Source organism: Flavihumibacter solisilvae (assembly GCF_000814475.1).
Taxonomy (GTDB): domain Bacteria; phylum Bacteroidota; class Bacteroidia; order Chitinophagales; family Chitinophagaceae; genus Flavihumibacter; species Flavihumibacter solisilvae.
In genome coordinates this window covers 1-24,839 of record NZ_JSVC01000029.1, presented here as the reverse complement: position 1 = coordinate 24,839, position 24,839 = coordinate 1, and the positions used below count along the sequence as shown (strand labels likewise).

At 45.9% G+C, this 24,839-nt stretch carries 20 protein-coding genes; 9 read left to right on the top strand and 11 right to left on the bottom strand.

Going from position 1 to position 24,839, the window contains the following annotated elements:
* Window positions 1-12: 12 nt before the first annotated feature.
* Window positions 13-2,031, bottom strand: a complete 2,019-nt coding sequence (locus OI18_RS21250) for a hypothetical protein (protein ID WP_039143818.1) — start codon at window positions 2,029-2,031, stop codon at window positions 13-15.
* A 120-nt stretch (window positions 2,032-2,151) separates the two neighbouring features.
* Between OI18_RS21250 and OI18_RS21245 the strand changes: the two genes are divergently transcribed.
* Window positions 2,152-2,451 carry an ATP-dependent Clp protease adaptor ClpS gene (locus OI18_RS21245; RefSeq protein WP_152616913.1) on the top strand — a complete coding sequence of 100 codons (300 nt, stop codon included), beginning with the start codon at window positions 2,152-2,154 and terminating at the stop codon, window positions 2,449-2,451.
* Between the two features lies 1 nt (window position 2,452).
* Window positions 2,453-3,094, top strand: a complete 642-nt coding sequence (aat, locus tag OI18_RS21240; protein WP_039143817.1) for a leucyl/phenylalanyl-tRNA--protein transferase — start codon at window positions 2,453-2,455, stop codon at window positions 3,092-3,094.
* Here aat and OI18_RS21235 read toward each other — a convergent pair.
* The 3 genes from OI18_RS21235 to OI18_RS21225 form a co-directional block, all read right to left on the bottom strand.
* Window positions 3,073-3,804: an esterase family protein gene (locus tag OI18_RS21235; RefSeq protein ID WP_039143816.1), complete on the bottom strand. Its 732-nt coding sequence runs from the start codon at window positions 3,802-3,804 to the stop codon at window positions 3,073-3,075. The two genes, aat and OI18_RS21235, sit on opposite strands and share 22 nt — an antisense overlap.
* Before the next feature lie 338 nt (window positions 3,805-4,142).
* On the bottom strand, window positions 4,143-5,486 hold the full coding sequence (locus OI18_RS21230) for an exonuclease domain-containing protein (RefSeq protein WP_039143815.1): 1,344 nt from the start codon (window positions 5,484-5,486) through the stop codon (window positions 4,143-4,145).
* Window positions 5,487-5,521: 35 nt separating this feature from the next.
* Window positions 5,522-8,002 carry a mechanosensitive ion channel family protein gene (locus OI18_RS21225; RefSeq protein WP_039143813.1) on the bottom strand — a complete coding sequence of 827 codons (2,481 nt, stop codon included), beginning with the start codon at window positions 8,000-8,002 and terminating at the stop codon, window positions 5,522-5,524.
* Window positions 8,003-8,127: 125 nt separating this feature from the next.
* Here OI18_RS21225 and OI18_RS21220 point away from each other — a divergent pair, with 125 nt between their 5' ends.
* Window positions 8,128-10,800 (top strand): valine--tRNA ligase, encoded by a 2,673-nt coding sequence (locus OI18_RS21220; protein WP_039143811.1) that lies wholly within the window; start codon window positions 8,128-8,130, stop codon window positions 10,798-10,800.
* Window positions 10,801-10,847: 47 nt separating this feature from the next.
* On the opposite strand, the gene OI18_RS21215 is transcribed toward OI18_RS21220, so the two are convergent.
* Window positions 10,848-13,661: a TolB family protein gene (locus tag OI18_RS21215; RefSeq protein WP_039143808.1), complete on the bottom strand. Its 2,814-nt coding sequence runs from the start codon at window positions 13,659-13,661 to the stop codon at window positions 10,848-10,850.
* A gap of 57 nt (window positions 13,662-13,718) precedes the next feature.
* Here OI18_RS21215 and OI18_RS21210 point away from each other — a divergent pair, with 57 nt between their 5' ends.
* Both OI18_RS21210 and OI18_RS21205 read left to right on the top strand, forming a co-directional pair.
* A complete protein-coding gene (locus OI18_RS21210; RefSeq protein ID WP_039143806.1) occupies window positions 13,719-14,447 on the top strand; it encodes a PrsW family glutamic-type intramembrane protease in 729 nt (242 codons plus the stop codon).
* A 3-nt stretch (window positions 14,448-14,450) separates the two neighbouring features.
* Complete coding sequence (locus OI18_RS21205; RefSeq protein ID WP_052273462.1) at window positions 14,451-14,951, top strand: GNAT family N-acetyltransferase; 501 nt, start codon at window positions 14,451-14,453, stop codon at window positions 14,949-14,951.
* Here the strand turns inward: OI18_RS21205 and OI18_RS21200 are convergent.
* Complete coding sequence (locus tag OI18_RS21200) at window positions 14,948-15,736, bottom strand: queuosine precursor transporter (RefSeq protein ID WP_039143804.1); 789 nt, start codon at window positions 15,734-15,736, stop codon at window positions 14,948-14,950. The two genes, OI18_RS21205 and OI18_RS21200, sit on opposite strands and share 4 nt — an antisense overlap.
* A 2-nt stretch (window positions 15,737-15,738) precedes the next feature.
* Window positions 15,739-16,029 (bottom strand): hypothetical protein, encoded by a 291-nt coding sequence (locus tag OI18_RS21195; protein WP_039143802.1) that lies wholly within the window; start codon window positions 16,027-16,029, stop codon window positions 15,739-15,741.
* Window positions 16,030-16,081: 52 nt separating this feature from the next.
* On the opposite strand from OI18_RS21195, the gene OI18_RS21190 reads away from it, so the two are divergent.
* Genes OI18_RS21190 through OI18_RS21180 form a run of 3 tightly spaced genes read left to right on the top strand, consistent with a single transcriptional unit; the run spans window position 16,082 to window position 20,332 of the window.
* The gene (locus OI18_RS21190) at window positions 16,082-18,619 is read left to right on the top strand and encodes a YfhO family protein (RefSeq protein ID WP_039143800.1); all 2,538 of its coding nucleotides are present in this window, start codon (window positions 16,082-16,084) and stop codon (window positions 18,617-18,619) included.
* A 1-nt stretch (window position 18,620) separates the two neighbouring features.
* Entirely contained in the window at window positions 18,621-19,544 is a 924-nt protein-coding gene (locus OI18_RS21185; protein WP_039143797.1) for a glycosyltransferase, read from the top strand.
* Between the two features lie 2 nt (window positions 19,545-19,546).
* Window positions 19,547-20,332 carry a glycosyltransferase gene (locus OI18_RS21180; protein WP_039143795.1) on the top strand — a complete coding sequence of 262 codons (786 nt, stop codon included), beginning with the start codon at window positions 19,547-19,549 and terminating at the stop codon, window positions 20,330-20,332.
* Here the strand turns inward: OI18_RS21180 and OI18_RS24035 are convergent, their stop codons facing one another.
* Genes OI18_RS24035 through OI18_RS21160 form a run of 4 tightly spaced genes read right to left on the bottom strand, consistent with a single transcriptional unit; the run spans window position 20,333 to window position 24,016 of the window.
* A complete protein-coding gene (locus tag OI18_RS24035) occupies window positions 20,333-21,274 on the bottom strand; it encodes a glycosyltransferase family 2 protein (RefSeq protein WP_052273461.1) in 942 nt (313 codons plus the stop codon). It abuts the gene before it with no gap.
* Window positions 21,271-22,155 carry a glycosyltransferase gene (locus tag OI18_RS24030; RefSeq protein WP_052273460.1) on the bottom strand — a complete coding sequence of 295 codons (885 nt, stop codon included), beginning with the start codon at window positions 22,153-22,155 and terminating at the stop codon, window positions 21,271-21,273. The genes OI18_RS24035 and OI18_RS24030 overlap by 4 nt, the downstream gene beginning before the upstream one ends.
* Window positions 22,152-23,327, bottom strand: a complete 1,176-nt coding sequence (locus tag OI18_RS21165) for a glycosyltransferase family 4 protein (RefSeq protein WP_072039059.1) — start codon at window positions 23,325-23,327, stop codon at window positions 22,152-22,154. Before OI18_RS21165 ends, OI18_RS24030 begins: the two co-directional genes overlap by 4 nt.
* Window positions 23,306-24,016 (bottom strand): methyltransferase domain-containing protein, encoded by a 711-nt coding sequence (locus tag OI18_RS21160; RefSeq protein WP_052273459.1) that lies wholly within the window; start codon window positions 24,014-24,016, stop codon window positions 23,306-23,308. The genes OI18_RS21165 and OI18_RS21160 overlap by 22 nt, the downstream gene beginning before the upstream one ends.
* Window positions 24,017-24,103: 87 nt before the next feature.
* Between OI18_RS21160 and OI18_RS24025 the strand changes: the two genes are divergently transcribed.
* On the top strand, window positions 24,104-24,820 hold the full coding sequence (locus tag OI18_RS24025) for an FkbM family methyltransferase (RefSeq protein WP_052273458.1): 717 nt from the start codon (window positions 24,104-24,106) through the stop codon (window positions 24,818-24,820).
* Window positions 24,821-24,839: the final 19 nt, after the last annotated feature.

Genomic DNA, 24,839 nt, shown 5'->3' with positions numbered 1-24,839 from the left:
CCAGCGGATGTATCAGATATCATTTGTATCCCGGCGACGGCCTGGCGGATAAACGAAATCCATAGGATACTTTCGGAAATAACGCCAGATAAATCCAATCAGTTCAGGATAATCCCTCAGGTGAATACCTCTTGATTTCACTGCCACAAAAAATGCGAGTGAGAAGCTGACAAAAAAATTCAGGAAACCTATTCCCAGTACTCCGAGAAACACCGCGGCCAGGTAGGCATAGGAAACAGGTTGTTCAATGCCATAAAAGCCGATCGCTGCGTTACCGGAAGAAATGGTGATATGACGGATATCAAAAGGGATTCCGAAGATCTTTCCTACTACGGCCGACATGCCCAGGAAAAATCCAAGTGCAATACTACCCGTAAATGCGCCTGAATAGACATTCATATAATCAACCATCCGGTTCAATCGCCTTGCAGACATGGTTTGGCTAAGCACCGGATGGTTCCTCAGCCGCTCCGTCAGCTGCCCGTAAACAATATGATTCTCAACATAACCGGAAATGATACCACTTAGAAACAGGAATCCGCCTGTAAAACAGGCATACAGCAATGACCAGCTGTGAAATGGATGTTGTTGCTCTAGTAAACTGAATGCTTCTTCACCATTAACTATCCTGTAGCCCATGAACCGGTCCATCAGCCATACAAGAAAGTAAGTAAATGGAAACACAACAACAAGGTTACCGGCGAACGAAGCGATCTGGCTGCGGGAGACATCGCCAATTGTTATTGCCAGGTTCTTCAGGTCTGGCTTCCCTTTCAGCTTTTTACTGTCAAGCGAACTTGCCACTGCTGAAGCCGTATAGGCAGGTTGCTTGGTTGCCAGGGTGGTATTGGTGCGATCCATCAGCATAAAGCCTGCGGCATAGTTGGTGCTGTATATAAAACCCATCCAGAATGGCGCCAGGGTAAGTTTTGATAGAAGGTTTTTAATTATCGCAACTACACTGATAATAAAGCCACCACCCGCCGCACTGCGATACAGCTGCCTGAACTCGCTGCGGTTGGAAGTGATATATTTCTCCCCTTTTTTTCCTTTGTGTTCCGCTATCTGGTATGCAAGCAGGCCAAGGTTGTCTGACAGGAAACCACGCAGGCTGTTCTGCTTATTTTCATTCGTGATAACCGTTATAAAATATTCAATGAACCGGTCTTCATTAAGATGGTTGTCACGATCAAGCACATCCGAAATGATCAGCATCCTGTCGATCATCTGGAGAATTCTTACGGTAAGAAAAGTCTGTGCGAGACTTGTACCATGATATAACCGCTGATCACGCAGCCATACAATGCTTTGCCTGCAGTTGTAAAGCTGTTCCTGCAGGTTATTCAGTAATACCTGGATGTATTTTTCGTCTGCATCAGGATCATCGAGATACCTGATCACGAGCCTGTTCTGTTCAAGGAAAGGACTGTTTGCATCTTTGTTGGCGCTGAGCCGGTTGGCAACTTCTTTTTCAAGACCGAGTGTAGCGATCCTGAATGAAAGAATAAGCAACGCTTGTCGCAGCTGATCTGTAAGTTGCCGGTCATTAATCCTGATGTGAACCCGCAGCAACCTGAAAAACCTTTTCCAAAGTTCCCGGTCAATTTCACTTACCCATATATAGTCGGTAGGTTTGTAAAATACGCGGCTCAGTACAAAAAGGAAATCCGATGGCTGTCGCAGCTCAGGAAGGATCTTATGTTTAAGTTTCCCACCCAACTCCTGTACAAATCCACGGGAACCAATGAGTCCGCTTGCTACCAGGGCCGGAAGCAATTCGCTTTTAAAAAACAGGTTCCTGATCGCGGTCCTGATCGATACCAGCGTACCAACATCATGCTGAAGCTGATGAAGCATTGAACGGAAATTACTTTCAGCTTCAGCGATTCTGCGCGGAGACGCCGGGCGTATCTGTTTTACCAGTTCAATTAGAAAATCGAGTCCGTTTTCTGCCAGTTGAACCGGCAGAACTATTGTTTTTTCAGGGGCTTTGTCTTTATTACCCTTCTCATCGGTCAACGGCTCCTTCATATTGATTAACAGGTTAATGCCATGCTAAAAATACTACGACTTGACAATTCAACCTGCCAATTTATTCTTCAAAATAGGCGCTTTGGCAGGAATTTTTAAATTTGCAGGAAAGCCCTTTCGATGTTGAATTATAAAGAACAGCATGAACATGAAGTAAATGAATCGGTGGAAGTATTAACCGAAACAGCAACACCATTCCAGTTAATTGTGTGGAATGATGAGGTCAACACCTTTGATTGGGTGATTGAAACACTTATCGCTGTATGCGGACATACTTCAGAGCAGGCAGAGCAATGTGCATTGCTAATTCATACCCAGGGAAAATATGCAGTGAAAAATGGTGAATTTGACGAACTGAAACCAATGTGTGATGCCATAACCGAACGGGGCATCGGTGCAACAATTGAAGTCACTGCATAATATGGCATTAGTTTTCCTGGATCGCTCCCCTCAATTTCCGCCGGTCAGTCAGGCAGAACCCGACGGACTCCTGGCTATCGGTGGTGACTTGTCCCCCCAACGGCTGCTGGCAGCGTACAGACAGGGAATATTTCCATGGTATGAGGATGAACCAATTCTCTGGTGGAGTCCGGATCCCCGTTTTGTGCTTTTCCCGGCTGAACTTAAAATCAGCCGTAGTATGCGTCCGGTTCTGAATGGCAATCGTTTTCGTTTCAGTATAAATGAAGCATTCTCACAGGTAATGAAACATTGCCGCCAGGTAAAACGAACCGGGCAGAGAGGCTCATGGATCAATGAAGAAATGATCCGCTCTTACACTCAGCTCCATGAAATGGGGTATGCATTTAGTGCAGAAGCCTGGGAAGCTGACCAGCTTGCCGGTGGCTTGTACGGCTTGCGGATTGGCAAAGTGTTTTGCGGGGAGAGTATGTTCTCACACACGAGCAATGCAAGCAAATTCGCCTTTATCAATTGGGTGAAATTCCTGCAGAAAGAAGGAGTACAACTGATCGATTGCCAGGTGTATACAGAACACCTCGAAAGCCTTGGCGCAAGAATGATTCCAAGGTCAGCATTTCTTCAAAACCTGGAAGCCAGATAATGCGGTAACATGGCACGCCAGGTCGGCCAGTCATGGGTCATATCCTTCCCCCAGATATCCAGCTCATACCAAATACCCTTGTTATACAGGATGCCGGACAGTCGTCTTGCCGCATCAGGATCCTCATAATCGCCCGATCCGCTTAAAATGTGGATATGGCTGCTCTTCCTTATTTGTTCGAGAATGCCATGATCGGTAAGATTCGGCAGGTAATGGCATGGACTGTTGTAATAGACATCTTCGTCAAAATATCCTTTGGTATATTCGGTAAGGTCATATACTCCACTCATGGCAATACATCCGTTGATGAGATCCGGTCTTTTGAAGAACAGGTTGGCAGAGTGAAGCGCGCCAAATGAAGCGCCGGAAGTAATGATGGCAGTATCCTCGCTGGTTTGCGTTTTAATAAATGGAATGACATCCGAGTAAACATACTGATTCCACTGTTGATGGCGAACGGACTTATGCCGGGGGTCCATGCTGTTGTTCATCCAGCTCTCGTTATTTATGCTGTCGATGGAGAATACTTTCACTTTACCCGATTCTATATAGGGACGAATTGAATCCAACAGCTGGAATCTTTCGTATTCAAGGTAGTCAGCTGCAGCTGTGGGAATAAGGAGAAGTGCAAATCCATAGTGACCATAAACAGCGAGTGGCATTTCTTTCTGAAGGGAGGGACTAAACCAGGATGTTAGCTGTCGGTTCATAACGTATGCCTTTAGCCTAAAATACAACGTTTTACACTAAAGAATTTTTTTGCGAAAAATTGGAAATTGTCGCATTTTTAACTACATTGGCTGCAGATAAGAAAACCTTATCCCCCCTACCCACACATCCCTTGAAACCATAATTTTTACCGTGCAATCATTTTTTCACGCATAAATGGTTTACTATGAGACGTATTTTTGACCTATCCCATGCCAGTACCGGCAAACTGTTTTTAATTGTTCTGGCTTTGTATGGAGCCATTGCAGCAATTACATATTTCGTCTGGAAATAGTTATCGAAAACAGTTAACCCCGGCCGGCAGAACCGAACTTCCTGGTTAAGGCTTCGCTTCCTGAATATTTAACCGGGTGATGGAATTTTTACCTGCAAACTGGTAAAGCAATCCGCGTATATAGTCGTTATCTGCGGACGGGTCGATATTCTTTTTCCATTCCTCGATGGTCAATGGGATCCCAAATGGATCGCAGGTGTATCCCATTCCATAAAATCTTCCTTTTTCCACTACATAAACCGCGTAGTCCTTTCCGGCGAACAGGTCCTTTTCGACCAGCACAAATGTCGGGAGTTGCCTCTTCATGTCTGATATGGCGTCGTTAATCCTCTTGTTATAGGATTCAGCAGGTTCTTCTATTACCTGTTCCTCCACATGAGATTGCACTTCATTTGCACCGCAGGCCGCGGCTGTAAGTTTGCGGATAAATGCCTGTCCCTCCGGTAACCAGTCGAAAGTATAAATGGCGGGTAAATGTGGCCGTTTCTTTTCAATTACAAGCCTCAGATAACCCCTGCCGTCTTCGTATGAATACAAGCCGTATTTATGATGATATTTCTTTTGGCTTCGGTTGAACGCCGGCCATAACCGCCGGATCTCCTGGCTTTCAAGGATGAGCGCCATCAATTCACTGCAGCAGACCGTATACCGGATGTGGTGCACCTGGCGAAGCAGTTCCTGTTTACGGCGACCGCCATCATTGTTGGAAAAATGACTTTTTACCCTGTTGTTAAGATTGACAGCCTTCCCGATATAAATAACTTCCTTCTTTTCATTTTCGAAATAATAAACACCAGGGGAAAATGGCAGAGCCTGGATATCAGCAAGCGGCAGGTTTGGCGGCAGGTATTGTTCCGCACTCCTTCCCTTCATCATAGATGCTATCATCCCCTTTTCATCATCACGCAGCATTTTTTCAAACAGTGTAGCCGTAGCCCTTGCATCACCTTCTGCACGGTGCCTGTTTTGCAGATCAATCCCCAATGACCTGCAAAGATTGCCCAGGCTGTAACTCGGAAGGCCGGAGTATAATTTTCTCGCAATCCTGACGGTGCATAGTTTTTTTAACTGGAACGGATAGCCGCAGTTCTCAAGCTGCTGCTTGAGAAATGAGTAGTCGAAATTTACATTATGGGCTACAAAGATCCGTCCGTCGAGCAGGTTATTAACGGTCTCTGCAACTTCCTCAAATACCGGGGCTCCAGCAACCATATCATTATTTATCCCTGTTAATGCTGTCACATACCTTGGGATAAGCTGACGTGGATTAACAAGGGTGGAATAATAACCTTCCACCTCCCTCCCATTATGGAGAATGATGGCTATTTCAGTTATCCCGTTTGATGTGGCAAAACCACCAGTAGTTTCTATGTCGACAATAGCGAACACACTGCAAATATAACAATCAACACGATCGGACTAAATTATTTAGCATTTTCATTTTCTTCTTCTGTTCCATCGAATTCCCGCCACCTTCGCAATACATCGATATCAACCGAACGGATGTGAAGATCCTGTTGCGGAAAAGGTATATTGATTCCTTTTTCGCCAAACCTGTTGTAAATGGCTTTGATCATCTTGCTTTTCAGGTTGACCCAGCTGTCGAAATCACTGGTCCAGAAATAGACCTTAACCATTACCGCGTTATTCCCCATTTCATTCCATAAGATCGCAGGCGCTGGCTGGGCCACAATGTCTTTTTCCCCGTCGAGAACCTGCTGAATGGTTTGCTGGGCGATATCGAGATCGGTTCCATAGGCGACTCCTATCGTCAGGTCGATGCGCCTGTAAGAGTTACTATGCGTCCAGTTGATCAGGCGCTGCGAAATGAAATCTCCGTTAGGAACTATGATTTCCGCCCCATCAAATGTGCTGATCTTGCTGCTGCGGATCCCCACTTCTTTCACCCTTCCTGAATTGGTCCCGATCTCAATCACATCCCCGACATCCATAGGTTTTTCGAATGCGAGAATTATACCGCTGACGAGGTTGTTCACAATATTCTGTAAACCAAAACCGATACCCACACCAAGTGCGCCAAGAATGATAGCCAGTTTGTCAAGCGGTATTCCGGCTGCTCCCATGGCAAGCAGGAATCCGACAGAAATAACAAATAACCTGATCACCAGGATCCAGGAACCTACCTTACTCTTCCTTGCAGCTCCAAAATGTTGTTCACTTCCGCCGAAGAAAAAATTCAGCAGGTTGGAAATGACAATGGAAATATAGAAAACCAGCATGAATATGAATATGCTGCCAAGCGTAAAATCCATGCTGCCTATATTCCTGGACGTACTCAGGAAATCACTGAGGAGTTCCGTTGTGGTATCTATCATATTCAAGCTCCACAGGAATGCCATCAGCCAGAAGATCACTCCAAGTACAACAAGGAGGTTCCGGAACTTTTCCTTTACCCGGGGTTGCAGGAAAAATGCCGCGGTACGACTGTGCCGGTTACCTTCATAATGAAGATAAAACGCTTCAATAATGATCTCTACGAGCAGGTAGAAAGCCAATGCCTGACCAATTCCGATCACGGCAGCATTACTGATCAGCTTCGACAATGTAAAACGACCGAAAACATTAAGCATCATTGCAATCACATTCGCTCCGACAAAGAGCCACAAAACTTCATCCTGGAAAACCGGGTACCGCAATGGTTCCCGTTTCACTTCGCGGAACAGGCGCCAGCCGGCAACCATAGCAGCAATATTGAGCGCAAGCATTCCGTATCGTTCCCCCACTGAAGTACTTATCAGCAGGTTGTCATAACCGACAAGCAGGAAAACAAGCACCACTGTGCGCCAGTACCGGTGGTAGTTGACGGACCAGTCAGGCCAGGCGAGCCGGGAGGCAACAAGGATCATGACTACCCAGAGAATCTCAATGTAAACTGCAGGCGGACTACTAGAAAAAAATGGTGTAATTGTGAAAAAGAGCATCAGGGATGACAAAATGTAACTTCTCCCCAGGTACTTGAGTGGATGTGCAAATTGGCTGGCTGCAATTTTCCGGACCTTGCTGAGGTTAGCCCGGACCCACAACGCAAACAGGCCTGTCAGGGAAAGCATGAACAGGGGTCCGCTCCAGTGATCTTTCAGGTAATACCGGACAAGTCGCCAGTTTGGCAATACTGACCTGGCAATGGACCGCAGGAGACCATCCTGTCCGGCCGAAGTAACCTCCCAGATAAAAGGTTCGGTCTTGGTCAGCATTTTCCGCTTTAACATACTCATCCGGTAATTCACCTCGTCGATCAGGTCCGTTGCCTCAATTGAGGTTACGCCGACATTGTGAAGTAGGAAGGAAATATTGTTTACCTGGTCACGGAATTGCTCACGCAGGACGGTCCATTTTTTACCCTGGTCGGTGAGCTGTGAGAGGTAAAAATTGAACAACGCGGTATCACCCGCCAGTTTTTTAAATACGGAATCATTTACAATGTTGCTGATTTCATTTTTTAGATCCCTGAGAACAGACTGGTATTTTTCCAGGTCTGCCTGCCAGCCGTCAAGTTGCGCTGCGGCCTGGGTCAGTATGGTTTTGGAAGCATTAAGGCTTCTCAGGTTAGGAGGCACTTCACTGGAATAAAGTCCCGTTTTAATATTATCCAGCAGGTTCCTGATCCGGGGTAATTCATGGTGAATTTCCGCAGTATCCAGCCCTCTTTTCAGGAACCCGTTCACTTTGTTCAGGGCGGAAGTAAGTTGTTCCAGCTTCACCACTACCTGGGAGGAAACAGAGTCGGAGCTCAGTCGTTCCCCGGTCACCAATTGCCGGCCGACACTGTCGCCCGGGGGCACACTGTCCCGCGGCAACAGGCTGTCATTTCCGGGCGTTTGCTGCCCATTCAGCTGTCGGCACAGGAATAAAACAATAAAAAGCAGGATAAATCGGGTCGCCATAGTATCCGGTTGAATTCAACAGTCGGAACCTTAGGTCAATTTAAGCATTTCTCTTCGCTTGAACGGGAAGCTAGGTAGCGATTTCTTATTTTTGCAGCCCTAAGTAATAAGTATCAGAATTTTGTATGGAACTGAGCAAGAATTTTATACCTGCTGAAGCCGAGCCAAAATGGAACCAGCATTGGACAGACCGGAAATATTTTAACAGCACTCCTGACCATCGTCCGTCGTTTACGGTAGTGATCCCGCCACCGAACGTAACCGGCGTTCTCCACATGGGTCATACATTGAATGAAACCGTCCAGGATATCCTCGTCAGGAAGGCGCGGATGAGTGGTTTCAATGCCTGCTGGGTACCTGGTAGCGACCACGCCTCTATCGCGACCGAAGCAAAGGTTGTTCAGATGCTCGAAAAGGAAAAAGGCATTCACAAGTCTGACCTTACCCGTGCAGAATTTCTTCGTTATGCTTTTGAGTGGAAGGAGAAATATGGCGGGATCATCTACAACCAGATTGACCGGCTGGGTTGCAGTGTTGACTGGAGCCGGGTAACATTTACCATGGATGACCACTACTATAAGGCGGTGATCAAGGTATTTGTTGACCTGTCTAAAAAAGGCCTGATCTATCGCGGTGCGCGGATGATCAACTGGGATCCGGAGGCAAAGACTGCCTTAAGTGACGAGGAAGTCGAATACAAAGACATTCATGGTAAACTTTACCATGTCAATTATAAAATTGAAGGATCTGAAGAAAGCATTGTGATTGCCACACAACGACCTGAGACCATCATGGGAGACACGGCAATATGTGTTAATCCCAATGATCCCAGGTATGCCCACCTTAAAAATGCGCATGCATTTGTACCGCTCGTCAACAGGCGGATCCCGATCATTTTTGATGAATATGTAGATCCTGCTTTCGGAACCGGTGCATTGAAAGTTACTCCTGCGCATGATATCAATGACTATAACCTCGGCCTCAAACACAACCTCGAAGTAGTTGATACACTCAACGAAGACGGAACACTCAGTGAAGCCGCAGGTGTTTTCATCGGTGAAGACAGGTTCAAAGCCCGGAAACTGGTGATTGCTGCACTGAAAGAGAACGGATCACTGGTAAAGGAAGAAGAATACCAGACCCGGCTTGGATACAGCCAGCGCACAGGCGCTGTAGTTGAGCCCCGAATCTCGACCCAGTGGTTCCTGAAGATGAAAGAGATGGCAACGCCCGCCCTGGAAGCGGTCCTGAAAGGAGACATCCGGATTCATCCGGGAGACAAATTCCTGGCCACTTACCGGTACTGGCTTGAAAATGTAAAGGATTGGTGTATCAGTCGCCAATTGTGGTGGGGGCAACAGATTCCCGCCTGGTATACCCCGGATGGAGCCTGTGTTGTTGCCGCGACAAGAGAAGAAGCCTGGGAAGAGATCATCAGCCAGCCGGCTTTTGACCTGACCCGATTAACCATAGACCAGTTGACCCAGGACAATGATGTGTTGGACACATGGTTCTCTTCCTGGCTCTGGCCAATGGAAGTATTTAACGGGATTACCGATCCGGGAAATAAAGAAGTAAGGTACTACTACCCTACTTCGGTGCTGGTTACCGGCCAGGATATCATTTTCTTCTGGGTCGCCCGTATGGTAATGGCAGGGATGCATTATGAAAAAATGATTCCATTCCGCGATGTTTACTTCACGGGGATGGTTCGTGACAAGCAGGGACGTAAAATGAGTAAGAGCCTGGGGAACTCACCGGATCTTCTCGAGCTGATTGACAAATATGGCGCCGATGCCGTTCGATTTGGCATAATGATCCTCTCTCCTGCCGGCAACGACCTGCTGTTCGACGAATCATCAATTGAACAGGGAAGGAACTTCAACAACAAGATGTGGAATGCCCTGAAGCTGATCGGCATGTGGAAGGCACGTGCAGCCGAAACAACGGTTAATGATGACCAGGATCATACCACCAACTGGCCGAACTACTGGTTCAGGTGCCGCCTCAATGCAGCACGCCTGGAAGTTGACCAGCTGATGACGCAATTCCGCCTGAGCGAAGCGTTGAAAACGATTTATTCTCTTATCTGGGACGACTATTGCAGTTGGTATCTTGAGTGGATCAAGCCAGCGTATGACGCGCCTGTAAATAAAGATCACCTGGAATCAGCAATAGGATTCTTTGAAGAACTTGTTCAGCTGCTTCATCCTTTTATGCCTTTCATTACCGAAGAGATTTACCACCAGTTGAGAGACCGAAAGGAAGGAGACGACCTGTGCATCCGCCAGTTCAGCAAACCTGAAACCTTTGAGCGCGACATCAATGGGAAAGATGCAGTGAAGTTTCTTGACGAAGGCGTATTACTGAAAGATGTGATTACCGGCATCCGCGACGTCAGGAACAGGAGCCAGATCAAACCGAAGGAGTCGATAAGTGTGCATGTCAATACCTCTAACAAGGATATATATGCGATGATCAGGTCCATACTTGAAAAGCAGGTAAACGGTAGCCTTCATTTTGTGGAAGCTGCAGTTCCGAATACTATCGCTACTGTAATTGACCGCGACCAGTTTTATATTGAAACAGAACAACCAATCGACTCCGGTCACCACCGTGAGGAACTGGTTCGTGAACTGGAATACCTTAAAGGGTTCCTGGTAAGTGTAGAGAAGAAGCTCGGTAACGAACGTTTTGTTCAGAATGCCAAGCCGGATGTTGTGGAAATGGAAAAGAAGAAAAAAGAAGACACCATCAGTAAGATAAAAGTGATAGAAGACAGTTTGTCTAAGATCTGAATTGTAAAAGGGCTTCCGTTAACAGGAAGCCCTTTTTATCTGGAAGTTCATTTATTTCCTGCACCCCTGGCCTGGATCAGGTTTACGGGAATCACGAAATCAATCCTGTCGCGTCCCGTCCCCCCAAATACATCATCGTCGAGTAACCTCGAATACCGGATGCCGAAACTGACGGGCAATTGATTCCACCATTTGGTGTCAAAAAAAAGTTCTGTGCCGGTTGAACGGAAGTTTACAAAGCCATCGGTCGCGAACCTTTGCGAATCTTTGGCGACAGCATGGTCATAGAAAAAATTCATCCGCATTCTCATCAGGTAAACAATGTTCCAGAGTCCTGCATCCGGGTAAGCAATTGGCAACTGGTAATTCACTCCGATCTTGCCCATGCGAAAAAGATTTTCATCACTGTAGCCACGGGCAAATGGGAAATCATTGGTAAACCGGATACCGGTTGAGCTGTCGCGTTGCTGCGCTGCCAGGTTCATGCTGAAACTATGGTTGACTGATAATCCCGGGAAATAAAGACTACCGGTGGCCATTAACTGCCAGGAATCAAACTGGTTAAGCGCATCCCTGTATTGCAACCGCATTGTCTGTGCCCATCTTGGAAAGATATGTTGCTTAGCCTGTTGTACCTGGTGACTAAACCGCAAGTCGTTATCCAGGTAAAAATATGGCTCGATTCCATATTGTGTTTTCTGAGGTTCGGGGAAGAAGGCATGATTATAAACCAGGTCGGAGCCGAATGTAAGATTACTGATGCTTCTGCCCTTACTGAGGTTTAGCGGCACCTGGAACCCGGTTTGTGCTTCCAGTTCATTCCAGTAAACCTGTTTATTTTCCAGCCTGGCCCGCCTGTCGAGGGTATAACTCAACCCGGCGTTGATGTAGGGAAACCATCCACCATACACTCCTGCGAACCCGATTTCCTTAAAGCCTTCGTTGTTGTTATACAAAATGTATAATTCACTTTGCATTGTATTCAGGAGATTCTGGCCGAATATGGTGAAGCTCAGTTCGGGATCTTCATAATATGGCAGCCAGCTGTGAAAATTAAAGAACTTCGTCGTCTTCCGGTAGTTGCTGGTACCGGGGTTCAACACAGTGTCCTTTGCCAGAACATCAACCAAAGGTTTGTCACCTGCTAATAATCCGAAAGCAGTCAGCGGACGGATTGATTCAACAGGCTGCCATTGAGAAACACCGGCAGTTTGCTCGGAGATCTTATATCCCCCGGCCGTAAACCTGCTGCTTACCAGCCTGCTGCCAAAAACCGAAGGCTGGTATTCACCCGTGACAGACACATCTCGTTCCTCTTTCCACTCCAGTAATTGCCGTGACGAAAAAACGAGTGCAAAATTCCGGTCCCGCCCATTGCTGGTCATGGTGAAACAAATAGTGTCGCCTTTTCCGGAAGGATACCCAACCAGGTTCTGACTCCATTCCGTAAGCGGATGCTCATTCCCGTTAGCAGGATCCACAAGGAGAAGAGACATATCACCTGCGGAATTCCTGGCAGCTGTGATGATCTTCCCCTGGTAAAACATCGGATGAGAATAATAGTGGGATTGTTTATTGGGTATGGCTTTAACCAACCCACCGGAAACATCCAGGATATGAAGGGCATATTTGCCTGCAGAACTTGCCTCTACTGTCACAATCGAATCCCCTCCGGCAGAAAGGGAAGGCATGAAATACTTTGATTTTTCGGTTATCCGCTGTTGTTTACCTGAATGTAAGTCCAGTAACTGAAGTTCGCTATAATCGATCCAGCTCCAACGGGTATCGCGACGAAAGGAAGCATAAACTATCTTGCCGTTCGCATAAGCAAAATAGTTATCCAATGACATATCCCTGGTCCGGATAAAATGGTCCTTCTGCCCCGTTCGCAGGTAAAATGAAGGGACCTGTTTATATGACGAACGTACCAGCAACAGATCACCCGATTCTGTGTAAACAGGGTTCTCCTCGTTAATCACTTCAGGGCCACCCTTCCGCAGTGCAGAAGACGGAACGCCGAGTCTTGTGCGGTTTGCCAGCAGGGAACTGTCCACAAACCTGGCAAAGGATATTCCACTATAACGTTTTACAGCTTTCTGAAAAGGATAAAAAAACCCCTTCATGGCCGCAGCATTTTCAGACACCTTCTTCCAGAAGCCCGGCCCGTATTGTTCGTTCCCATTGGCAACAAGTTGATAGCCCATTTCATAATGATCAGGAACAAAATGCCTGTATGAACCGTTACGCAACTTCATATAAGAATAATTTGTTCCTGCCTCCCAGATTGAGCGGTAGCCATTGAAGAATGAGGGAAGCCTGCCACGTCCCTGCCTGCTCATCCGCGTTTCCTGGAAAACGGCATCCCCTTCAAAGAACCAGTCAGGTACGGTAAGCGCATTGGCAAATGCCTGTCCTTGTTGTCCCAGCAGTACGCGGAAGACCTTCGCAAGTCCGCGATTGAAATTGCTGTACTGTTGAACATGTCTCCACTCGTGAAGAGCTAACTGGTCGCCCCAGGCCAATGAGCCCAGCTCAAAGGGATTTGACGGCGGGGTCATATAAAATTCGCTGCGGAAAGGTGCAAGGGCCACATACCCATTGGGAATGGTAGTCTGGTGTTGCAGAATTATGTTGGTGCGCATAAGCCTGCTGCCTATTGAACTATCGTGCAACGATGTTACCAGGTTCACGACTGTCGCAATACGCCGCGAAGAACTATCCCACCCTTGTGGATAAATCACGCGAACTGAAGGAGTCCTGATCTGCATCCAGCGTTGAGAAGGCGGGTGACCACCAAATTGCTGGGCGCGGACTGATAAAAACGTAACCAGGAAAAGAATAGCAACCAGGGTCTTACGCATACTGTAAATTCTCTGTCAATATTAATTCACTAATTTCAGCGCAACAAACCCTAAAATATGGAATTGCTGGCTTTGGCACTGGCACCAGGTATCGCTATTATCTGGTTTATCTACCTGAGGGATAAATATGACAAAGAGCCATTCAGGGCTTTGGTTAAAGCGTTCCTGTTGGGGATGGCAGTTACATTGCCTGCAATGATTTTACAATGGGCAGGATTTACTTTACTCAATCACCTGATGTCAGCTACAGGTTGGACCTATTATATCATCTTTGCGTTCCTGGTCGTTGCCCTGGGAGAGGAAACCTGTAAATACCTGATGTTAAGGTTCTATGCCTTTCCCCGAAAATTTTTCAATGAACCCTTTGATGGCATTATATATGGTGTAATGGTTGCAATGGGATTTGCGACGGTGGAAAATATTGTTTATGTAGTGCAGAGGGGATATGAAACTGGATTTCTTCGCATGTTCCTGTCAGTTCCCGCACATGCAACTTTTGGAATTCTTATGGGCTATTATGTAGGGTTAGCTAAATTTACAAGTCGCGGGCATTCAGTTCAATTGATGGTAAGGGGATTGCTACTCGCTGTTTTTTTCCATGGCCTTTTTGACCTTTTCCTTTTTGTGCAGGCAGACAGCAGCATTACCAGGAATACGTCTACAAGCATACTGTTCGCCAGTGCGATTCTATCGTACCTCGTTGCCATCAGGCTGTCGTGGAAAGCCATTAAAATGCACCAAAGCCTGTCCAAAAAATATTTCAACACCACAAACAATTCAGCCTGATATATGAGCGAGGCATTAGTTATAAGAAGTGCAGACCAGGATGATATCGGTACGATCGGATACCTGGCCCACCAGGTTTGGCCCGTAACCTATAAAGACATTCTTTCATCAGACCAGATGAATTACATGCTGGACCTGTTTTACAGTCCCGAGTCCCTGGAAAACCAGATTCTCCAGCTCAATCACCGCTTTATAATAGCGGAAATTGAATTGGGAGAAGTCGGCTTTGCTTCATTCGGACCTGTCGACAAAGCAACATGGAAACTGCATAAGCTGTACGTGTTACCAGGGTTGCAGGGCAAGGGTGTTGGCAGGGCTTTGCTGGATATGGTGGAAGAGGAAGTCCGTACACATAACGGAGCCCACCTGGTTCTGAACGTGAACAAACAAAACAAAGCCATTAGTTTTTACGAGGCAATGGGATTTAATATTGAAAAGGAAGAAGTGATCGATATTGGTAACGGGTATGTAATGGATGATTTTGTGATGGGCAAAGATGTTTAGCTGGTTCCCGGCTGCAGTTCAAGGGCAGCTTTCTTCATATCGGCTGCCTGTTTGTGTCCCAGGTATTTTTCAATCATTCCATGGATAAGGTAAATAAACGGCGTGCATAGAATGGCGATGGCAAACTTATAGGTATAGCCGACGATGGCTATTGCGGTAACCCGCGGAAAGGAGAAGCCGAGTGCGAAATACAAATAAATGTAGGAGACCACGACGGTATCAACGAACTGGGAAAACAATGTGGAGACCGTGGCACGCATCCAGATCCTTTTTTCTCCTGTAAGCTTCTTGATCTGCCTGAAAACTGTCGCATCCGTCAGCTGGCCGATCAGGAATGCAGTAAGCGATGCAACGATGATATTCATTCCCTGACCAAGTATCTGAGTATATGCTGCCTGCATATCAGGCACCCCGTTTTTGTCCTGCGAAAGACGCCACCATTCAGCAGGTGCCGTTCTGATCGAAAAATAAAACACTACAAAAGCGAAAGCTATGAGCCCGGCAGTCAGCACCGATAAAAAGCGAACTCCCCTGACCCCGTAGTATTCATTCACAATGTCTGTCATGATAAACACAATCGGCCATGGCAAAACGCCTACCGTTAGGTCGAACGACAGGCCTTCTTCACCAAGCAAAGAAAAAGTAGCATCAGGGAAACCAAAGGTTTCTTCAAGGGAAAAAATCTTCACCCCTATCACTTCAGCGAGAATCGCATTGGCAATAAAGAATCCGCCGAGGATGATAAACAGGCGGGTCGGTTTGTCTTTAATGATATTATGAATCATAATCAGATATTGGATAAAGATAATATTCCCGAAATGATAAGCAACACCTGGATAGCTAACATTACCTGGTTGAACCAGAATACCAGGTCCGCTTTAACAGGCTTCCTTATATAGGACCACCAGTAGAATATTGACACAAGGAGGTTTGATACCGGTGAGATGACCAGTCCGGCAATAAGGATCACCGACTCTGCTTTTGTGCCCTGCATAAATGGATAAACCCGCATCAGCATTGCCGTAAGGAAGGCCAGGTTGCAAATGAATGCAAGTTTATTGATCTTTTGAAAAACCATAAACCTGTAAAATATGTATTATTTTGCCAGCTGAAAAAGTCAAACAGGAATTATGAAGTCAACCTGGCTCAAAACAGCGACACCACACATTATCGCAATTTTAATATTTCTGGTTGTTTCGGTTATTTATTGTCAGCCTGCACTTCAGGGCAAGGTTGTTGAACAACACGATATCCAGGGCTGGAAGGGAATGGCCCAGCAATCTTTTGAATTCAAGGAACAACATGGTCACTTTCCGCTTTGGTCGAACAGTATGTTCAGTGGTATGCCTGCGTATACCTTCACTTCGAACGGCGCACCACTTGAAACTATTTATATCCAGTCACTGATTACGCTGGCATTGCCGGAACCGATGAGTTTCTTCTTTCTCGCATGTGTAACTTTTTATTTCCTTGCCATGGTATTGCGGGTTAACCCGCTTGCAGGTATTATGGCTGCCCTGGCCTATGCCTACTCAACTTTTGATCCTATAATCATTGCCGTTGGACACAACACACAAATGATTGCTATCGGGTATGCACCTGCTGTAATCGGCTCTTTATTACTTGTTTTCCAGCGCAGGTACCTGTTAGGAGGTACACTGCTGGCATTATTTTTCGGACTGCAAACCAGTACGCAGCATATCCAGGTCGTTTACTATACTGCCATTGTCATGATCCTCATCAGTATCGCTTACCTGGTAAAATCCATTAAAGAAAGCGATCTGAAGTCAGCCTTCACCGGATATGGTGTAGCACTGCTGGCCGGAATTCTCGGTTTGGCCACATATGCCATTTCCTGGTATCCCCTGAAAGATTATGCCAAGGAAACAATGCGTGGCGGAAAATCGGAACTGACTGTTGCAACAGACAGCACCAATAAAACCAAAGGCGGACTTGATAAGGACTACGCATTTGGCTGGAGCTATGGGATTGGAGAATCTGCTACCTTCCTGGTGCCCCGCGCATATGGCGGAAGTACAGCGACCATGGTTAATAATGAATTGAAAAGCGAGTTTGGTGATAATACCAAAACAGCCGGTACTCTTATGGAGAAAACCGGAATGCAGGAAGATCAGGCAAACAGCTTTGTGAAGCAATTGCCTGCGTATTGGGGGCCGCAACCCGGCACCTCAGGCCCGGTCTATTTTGGGGCAGTGATCTGCTTCCTGTTTATCCTGGGATTATTTTACGTTAAGAGCTGGCACAAATGGTGGATCCTGGCGGCAACAATTACCGGAATCTTTTTATCATGGGGAAAAAACTTTTCTTCTCTTAACTATTTCCTGTTTGACTTCCTGCCACTGTACAACAAGTTCAGGGCTCCTTCGATGGCGCTGATTATACCGCAGCTTACTTTTCCTTTGCTGGCTGCATTGGGGATACAGCAATTCCTTGAAGACAAGGATACGGATGAAATAAAAAAGAAAAAATTCAGGATGACCCTGATGACGGCAGGAGCTGTTATCTTGCTTCTTGCCGCATTTTATTTCATGGCCGACTACAGCGGCGAGCGCGACGCTTCGCTTAAACAGCAGCTCACTAGCTCAATGCTTGGCGGAGCAAAGCAGGTAACCCCGGATGTACAGCAACAGGCAGAGGGTTTCGCACAAACAATGGTCAATTCACTGCGGGCTGACAGGCAGAGCCTTTTTGGAGCAGATCTCTTACGCTCAGTGATATTTATACTGGTCGCTGCAGGGCTGTTTTATTTTTATAAGACCGGGAAGATAAAACAACAGGTATTGCTTATTGGTCTGTTGATCGCATCGTCCATAGACCTGTTGGGAATTGCCGGACGATACCTGAACTACAGGAATTTTGTCGAGAAGGACGAGTTCGAAGCAGCCTTTCAGCCAACAGCTGCTGATCTCGCCATAAAAAAGGACACACAACTTCCTTTCCGTGTTTTCGACCAGTCAGAAAACGCAAATCCTTTTGAAAGTTCAAGAGCTTCCTATTTCCACAATTCAATCGGTGGTTATAGCCCGGCAAAACTTGGCCTTTACCAGGACATCATCACCCACCAGCTTGCCAAAGGAAATATGCAGGTATTCAATATGCTGAATACGCGCTATTTCATCCAGCAGGATCCCTCAACCGGCCAGCCGGTTCCAAGGCAAAATCCCGAGGCATTTGGCCCCAGCTGGTTTGTCCGCGAAGTAAGGTTTGTAAAAAATGCCGATGAAGAAATGAAGGCCCTTGACAGTGCATCGCTGAAGGAAACGGCAATCATCCAGGAGAGGTATAGGTCAAATGCCGGTAAAGCACCTGTTTATGATTCTTCCGCAACTATTCAGTGGCTGGAAAACCTGAATGATATCGTAAAATATAAATCCAACAGCAATTCCGATCAATTCGCGGTATTCAGCGAGGTATTCTATGATCATGGCTGGAATGCATATATCGATGGCAAGCCTGCTCCTTATGTAAAGGTCAATTACATTTTACGCGGAATGAGTATCCCGGCAGGCAGTCATGACATAGAGTTCAGGTTTGAACCACCAGTAATCAGACTTAGCCAGTCAATTACAGTGATCTCTTCGGCGATCGTTTACCTGCTGTTGATAGGACTCGCATTTTTGTCGTGGAAAAGGAAAAAGCTGGTTTAACATGAGAGATGTTAGTATTTCCGTTATTATCAGTTCCTACAACAGGGCGGACTATATTCTTCAGGCGTTAGACAGTCTATACAATCAATCCATACCAAAAGAAAAGTATGAGATCATAGTAGTTGACAATAACAGCACTGACAACACGAGGCAACTGTGTGAACAGTATATCAGTTCACATCCTGACCTTAAAGTCAAATATGTCCTTGAAAAGCAACAGGGGTCATCTTTTGCAAGAAATGCCGGTGCGGTAAACGCAAAAGCACCGTTGATTACCTTCATGGATGATGATGCTGTTGCATTTACTGATTTCCTGGAAAGAATTCTTGCTTTTTTTGATATGCATCCGGAGGCTTCAGGACTTGGCGGACGGATCATTCCCAAATATATTCCCGAAGAACCTAAGTGGATGTCACGTTTCGTGTCTTCGCTGGTGGCTAATTTGGATTATAGTGATCATGTCACGGAGTTTAGTCCAACCCGCTACCCTTATGAGCCTAACATGACTGTCCGCAGGGATGACTTTTTCCTCATCAATGGTTTTGATACAACTATTCCCGGCGTGGTCGGGAAGCTTAGGATCTGTGGTGAAGGGAAAGAATTCTTTTTCCGCCTTAAAAACAAACAGAAGCGGGTTTTTTATGACCCGTCTGTGAAAGTCCACCACATCGTGGAGGTGAAAAAACTGACACCCGAATATCTTGACAGGATCGCCTCAGGAATCGGGAGAGGCGAACGTGTCCGGACGAAACTGATCAGTGAAAATGCCTACAGGATGAAGATCCTGGAATTCATTTATAAATTGGGCGGATCGGTTGCACTGGGTGCCTGGTATGCGGTGAAAGGAACCCCATCAAAATCCTGGCCGGTCATCCGTTTCAGGATTGATGCACTTAAGGGATTGGTTCAACCATTCAAACTCTGACCATGGAAGCAAGGATCTCCGTTATTACCATCTGCTTCAATAACCTGGAGGAGTTGAAATACACGATGCAGTCGGTCGACCGACAGCAACACCTTCCTTATGAACACTGGGTAATTGACGGTTCCACCAACACGGAAATCAGTAGTTATCTCAAAGAACATCCCCAGCCTGTTTACCGGAAATGGTTAAGCGAAAGGGACCATGGCATTTCGGACGCATTCAACAAAGGCGTGTTACGCGCCGAAGGTGAAATTGTCAATATGCTCAATTCGGGTGACATGTATGCGACCGATGATGTAATCAGTACAGTAATACAAACTTTCGGGACGAATAAGGAGATTAACTGGCTGCACAGTAAAGTGGAAACTGTCCGCGGAGGCGTTACCGTAATATTAGGCAAACCATTCGATCGCCATAAACTTTACCGCGGCATGCGTTCTGTATGGCACCAGAGCATGTTTGTCAGGAGGCCGTTACACGAAAAGTATGGGCTCTATAATATGAACATTGATATTGCGATGGACTATGATTTCCTGTGCCGGATTGGAAATGAACCATTTCTTTTCCTTGACAAGCCAATGATCAGGTTTGCCGCAGGAGGCATCAGCCAGTCAAATTATCTACGCTCACTTGAACAGATCAGGCAGGTATATACAAGCTATTTTGGCAAAGATCTCCGGCTGGACTTTTGGCAGCTGCGGCTGAAATTATTGAACTTCTTATTAAAGAGTCCCCTGGGAAATGCACTCTACCGGATCAAGGTATTGCTGCGGCTGGAGAACATGTAATTACGCCTTTGTGAAGAGGCTCGCAATATAGCTGCCTGTCATCAGCACTTTCGAAAATATCCCCACCTTCAGCAATGACAGCGGAATATGCTTTTGAAACCCGATCATCTTCTTTATAATAGGATGCAATGACCGGCCATATAAAGCCAGCAGTTCTTCCTCACTCCTGACACCAAGGTTCCTGTACATTCTCCAGTAGTAATCGTACACCAGAAAATTCCTCAGTATCCGCGCCCCAAGTTTTTCCAGCAGCCTGTGATTTTCAGGCACCTGGACTTCTTTAACCAGGAAAGTGTACTTGGTAACCTGCAACTGGTTAAATCCGATCTGTAGTAACACCTCATCGATGTATTTCCACTTCTTTACTTTCCTGATGCACCGGATATAGTATTCAAAGTCTACCACATATTTGAAATCCGAATCGTAATACAATCCAACATCACGCCTGATAAGGGTACAACTCGGGTTACCCACGTATACTTTACGGAAAAGGGCAAGCGGACTCTGCCTTAGCAGTAGAATGTCTGTTAAACTGCAACGTACAACTTCTTTTTTCCCTGAATCCTCATCTACATTCCGGAAAGCAGCAAAGAAAAATGAGCAATCTGGAGAAGACTCAGTCGCGTCGAAAAACTTCTGCAGGCTATGCTCGTCGGTAAACCAGTCGTCGTCATGCATTATCTTGATCCACTTCCCTCCTGCCCTTCTTATGCCTTCGTTCCAGTTTTCAGGAGTACCGAGCGCCGGGTTGTTTTTATAATAAATAATTGGAAAAACCTTTTCAAACTGCTGGCACAACTGGTGCACTTCCTGGTCAGGGCTATCATCAGTGATCACAACCTCGAAATCGCGGAAGGTCTGAATACTGATGCTCTCCAGTAGCTTTTGAAGGTATTCTATGCGTTTATAAGCCGGTATGCAGATGGAAATGGCAGGATTCATATAGTCCGCGTAAAATTATTCCTTTTGTAATCTATAAATCCCTGGAAAATGTTTGATAGCGTTTCAAGGAAATGACCGTTAAAAAACAGGTTGTTCTTGAGAGACACGAGCACCTGCCTGTCCCTTCGCCTGAATTCCTCGCGGAAGTGTTTCCCGTATTTGTGTTTTACATACAAATAATTCCTTACCATGAAATACACCCTTTGGGGAGAATGGAGTATTCGTCCCCGGCTGGACAAAACAGAAAGATATCCCGCTTTCCTGGTTTTTCCCAGGTTGTGCTTTATCGCGACCGAAGATAAAATGATGACATCGTATCCATGAACGATAGACCGGTAGCAATATTCGTGATCTACTTCATCAATAAAAAGTTTCGCATCAAACCCGCCGATTTCTTCCCAGGTTGATAACCGGACCAGTGACCCGGATGTGATTACGGCATTTGTATGGTTCCATTTCTCAACTTCCTGGAGGTTTATATGCCCGGCATCATGCTGCACGCCCGCAACAGCGATACCGGGAATAGAGCTGAACGACTTAAAAGCTTCCGCATAGGCTTCCAACTGTCCGTTTTCAAAAGATGAATCCTGGTCCATAGTCATCAACCAGGAAAATCCTTCTCCGATCGCAAGACCTGCTGCTTCGTTCAATGCCGCAGACACACCGGTGTTCATGTCTTTGAACACATAATGCACTTTCACATCAGAAAGCAGGTCGCCGGGCAGGTTGCGATTATCGGGTTTGCTGTTGTCAATGATATATAGCCGGTCGAGAAAGGGAAGATATGAACGGATATTTCCTGCGACGGAATCGTCAGGATTATAAACCACGACAACACCGGCCAGGCTTTTAGCAGACTCGTATCGGTTGTTGCCTGTCATCGCTGGATGCCTTTAATGAGGTCATTGAATTGTTGCAAAATAAGTGATGCATCAGTATGCCGGTCCATCACTTTGTTATAGGCCACGCTTCCCTTTGCAGCAATGGCGGACCTGTTTTTATACAGATCAATAAGGAGGTTACAAACAAAGTTGACATCAAAGCCCGGTATTGTCCACCCCGCGTCGTTATCGACAAATTCCGGAATACCTCCTGAATCAGCAAAACAGATTGCCGGGATTTTCATCATTGCTGCTTCCAGGATCACAAGTGGATAAGGATCTTCGCGACTTGACAGGAAGAAGATCTCAAACGGTGCAAGGTTGAAATAACTATGTGGAAGTACACCGGTAAACACAAAGTTATCCGGATTTCCCTGGTTAAGTTTCTGGAGCAGCTCCTCCCGGATGGTTGCGGTTTCAAAGTCTCCAATCCAGCAAAACCTTATTTCTGCGTTCTTTCGCCTTACTGCATGATACACTTCAATAAAAAGATCGGTTCCTTTCCTCGCTGATGCAAGCCCCATTCCGCCAACAATAAAATCACCGGCTGAAAATCCAAACCTGTTCCGGAAAGACTGTATGGCCAGGTCGCGCATTTCCTGTTGTCCAAGTAGTTGGCTGTCGACCGGAAAATAGTAGTTCAAAGGCATTAACCGATGCTGATCTACTTTATATTTCTCAACCAAAGTGTTCCGCACTTTAAGTGAAGGGTACGCCAGTACTGAAGACTGTTTTAAAGAATAGCCGGCATCACCGTACCTGAGATAAAGATCAATCACATTTTCCAGCTCATGAACGTAGGTGATCACTGGCCTGCCTGCCAGGGCGAGCACCTTAAGCACTTTCCCATTGATTATTGTGTTGCTGAAAATAAGGTCCGAATTCCATGTCATCTTCAACAACCGCAGTAACTGTATCTTGTTTCGAATGAAATTGCTGATCTTTCTTGCAATATTTTTCTCCCTTCCATAGTCAGCTGACTTCAAAACAAGAACCGGAAAATACTTTGCATAAGTCTGAACAAGGGGACCGTCGCGGTGAACACTTAGCCGGATATGAACAGAATCCTGCCTTTGCAACAGCTCCAGCAAATTCATTAATAAGAGAGGTGCCCCGGAAAGACTCGCCTCATGTCCCAGGACAATTATATCTATGCGTTTGTTCCCGGGCATCTTTCGGCAACTATAATATTATTCAGGTACATCGATTTTTTCTGTGGTAACAATTTACTCAGAAGAGCCCCGACGATGTTTGGAAGCGTAATAAACAGGAGCTGGAATATGAGGTTGACCAACGGAATCTTTCTCACTTTCGGGTACCAGCTGTCATAGAAGTAAAGCACCTGCAACTGGAACAATACTTCAATAAAATTGCCGCTTTTATCCATTTCCTTAATAGAAAAGCCATTCTTTTCAAACAGGTGTTTCAAGGCACAGTGGGTATACCGGGCATAATCATTGGGAAGTTCATGTTCCTTCCAGACAAACGGGCAGGTTATGAGGATGGTTCCGCCAGGCTTTATAACGCGGTAAAGTTCCTGCAAAACTTCATCAAGGTTAAAGATGTGTTCAAAAACTTCACTGCTCAGGGCAGAGTCGAACGTGCCATCATCTACAGGTATACGCTTCCCATCATAAAAAATATCTATTTGTTCGTTGTCATGCGGATGCCCTTCGTTTACAAAGTCGACCCCAACATATTCATTTACATTGATCAGCGACCTATACGGTTTTGAGCCGCATCCAAAGTCGAGCAGTTTTCCATGCAACAGGTGCCTGTACTGCGTGATCTTATTTAAAAGTCCCTTCCTGATGAAAAAATATGGATGAAATATACTGGGTCTGAATTCGGAACTGATCATAGAAGACAATATCAACGAAAAAAGTGCTTTTTTTGCAATTACGCAAATATAGCCTCAATGCTGGCTAGCTGCATAAAAACTTACTAAATGCCAGTAATTAATAATATTTTAAATGGGGCTAAGAAGAAGGCTGTACGGGTTTTTATAAATCCATTCAATAAAACAGGACTCAGCTGGTGGCAGGTAAGACGACTGAAAAACCTTGAGGAGAACCGGGAGAATCACACCCCGTTCCTGGGCGGGAAACTGCATTTTTACCGGCACAACGAGTTCCTGCATAGTATAGACGAAATATTCCTGAAGGAAATTTATTCGACCGACTTTGAGGGGAATCAAACGCCCTATATTCTTGACTGCGGCGCCAATATCGGCATGAGTGTAGTGTATTTTAAGTGGAAATATCCTGGCTCAACGGTAATTGCATTTGAACCGGATGATTTCAACTACAGCTACCTGGAAAAGAATGTGAAGTCAATGAAACTGGATAACGTCACCATAAAAAAGGAAGCTGTATGGATCGAAAATACCACCCTTAATTTCCATAGCGAAGGCACTATGGCGAGCCGGATAGAAGAAGTTAACAACGGAGACCAGGCGCCGGCACTCCAGGTAAAAGCGATTAGGTTGAAGGACCTGCTGAACAGGGAAGTTGACATGCTTAAGCTCGATATTGAAGGCGCAGAATATGCAGTAGTCAAGGACATTGAAGAAAAACTTATCAATGTCAAACGGATTTTCCTGGAATATCATGGAAAATTCGATGAGTACTACAAACTGGAGGAAGTGCCGCAGATGACAGTTTAGCTGAACGATGGATAGCGCC

Coding starts and splice junctions, on each gene's coding strand:
- OI18_RS21200 (WP_039143804.1), bottom strand. CDS start 15,736: ATGATTCATAATATCATTAAAGACAAACCGACCCGCCTGTTTATCATC.
- OI18_RS21205 (WP_052273462.1), top strand. CDS start 14,451: ATGAGCGAGGCATTAGTTATAAGAAGTGCAGACCAGGATGATATCGGT.
- OI18_RS21245 (WP_152616913.1), top strand. CDS start 2,152: ATGTTGAATTATAAAGAACAGCATGAACATGAAGTAAATGAATCGGTG.
- aat (WP_039143817.1), top strand. CDS start 2,453: ATGGCATTAGTTTTCCTGGATCGCTCCCCTCAATTTCCGCCGGTCAGT.
- OI18_RS21190 (WP_039143800.1), top strand. CDS start 16,082: ATGAAGTCAACCTGGCTCAAAACAGCGACACCACACATTATCGCAATT.
- OI18_RS21195 (WP_039143802.1), bottom strand. CDS start 16,029: ATGGTTTTTCAAAAGATCAATAAACTTGCATTCATTTGCAACCTGGCC.
- OI18_RS21235 (WP_039143816.1), bottom strand. CDS start 3,804: ATGAACCGACAGCTAACATCCTGGTTTAGTCCCTCCCTTCAGAAAGAA.
- OI18_RS21225 (WP_039143813.1), bottom strand. CDS start 8,002: ATGGCGACCCGATTTATCCTGCTTTTTATTGTTTTATTCCTGTGCCGA.
- OI18_RS21215 (WP_039143808.1), bottom strand. CDS start 13,661: ATGCGTAAGACCCTGGTTGCTATTCTTTTCCTGGTTACGTTTTTATCA.
- OI18_RS21250 (WP_039143818.1), bottom strand. CDS start 2,031: ATGAAGGAGCCGTTGACCGATGAGAAGGGTAATAAAGACAAAGCCCCT.
- OI18_RS21220 (WP_039143811.1), top strand. CDS start 8,128: ATGGAACTGAGCAAGAATTTTATACCTGCTGAAGCCGAGCCAAAATGG.
- OI18_RS21165 (WP_072039059.1), bottom strand. CDS start 23,327: ATGCCCGGGAACAAACGCATAGATATAATTGTCCTGGGACATGAGGCG.
- OI18_RS21180 (WP_039143795.1), top strand. CDS start 19,547: ATGGAAGCAAGGATCTCCGTTATTACCATCTGCTTCAATAACCTGGAG.
- OI18_RS24035 (WP_052273461.1), bottom strand. CDS start 21,274: ATGAATCCTGCCATTTCCATCTGCATACCGGCTTATAAACGCATAGAA.
- OI18_RS24030 (WP_052273460.1), bottom strand. CDS start 22,155: ATGACAGGCAACAACCGATACGAGTCTGCTAAAAGCCTGGCCGGTGTT.
- OI18_RS21210 (WP_039143806.1), top strand. CDS start 13,719: ATGGAATTGCTGGCTTTGGCACTGGCACCAGGTATCGCTATTATCTGG.
- OI18_RS21185 (WP_039143797.1), top strand. CDS start 18,621: ATGAGAGATGTTAGTATTTCCGTTATTATCAGTTCCTACAACAGGGCG.
- OI18_RS24025 (WP_052273458.1), top strand. CDS start 24,104: ATGCCAGTAATTAATAATATTTTAAATGGGGCTAAGAAGAAGGCTGTA.
- OI18_RS21160 (WP_052273459.1), bottom strand. CDS start 24,016: ATGATCAGTTCCGAATTCAGACCCAGTATATTTCATCCATATTTTTTC.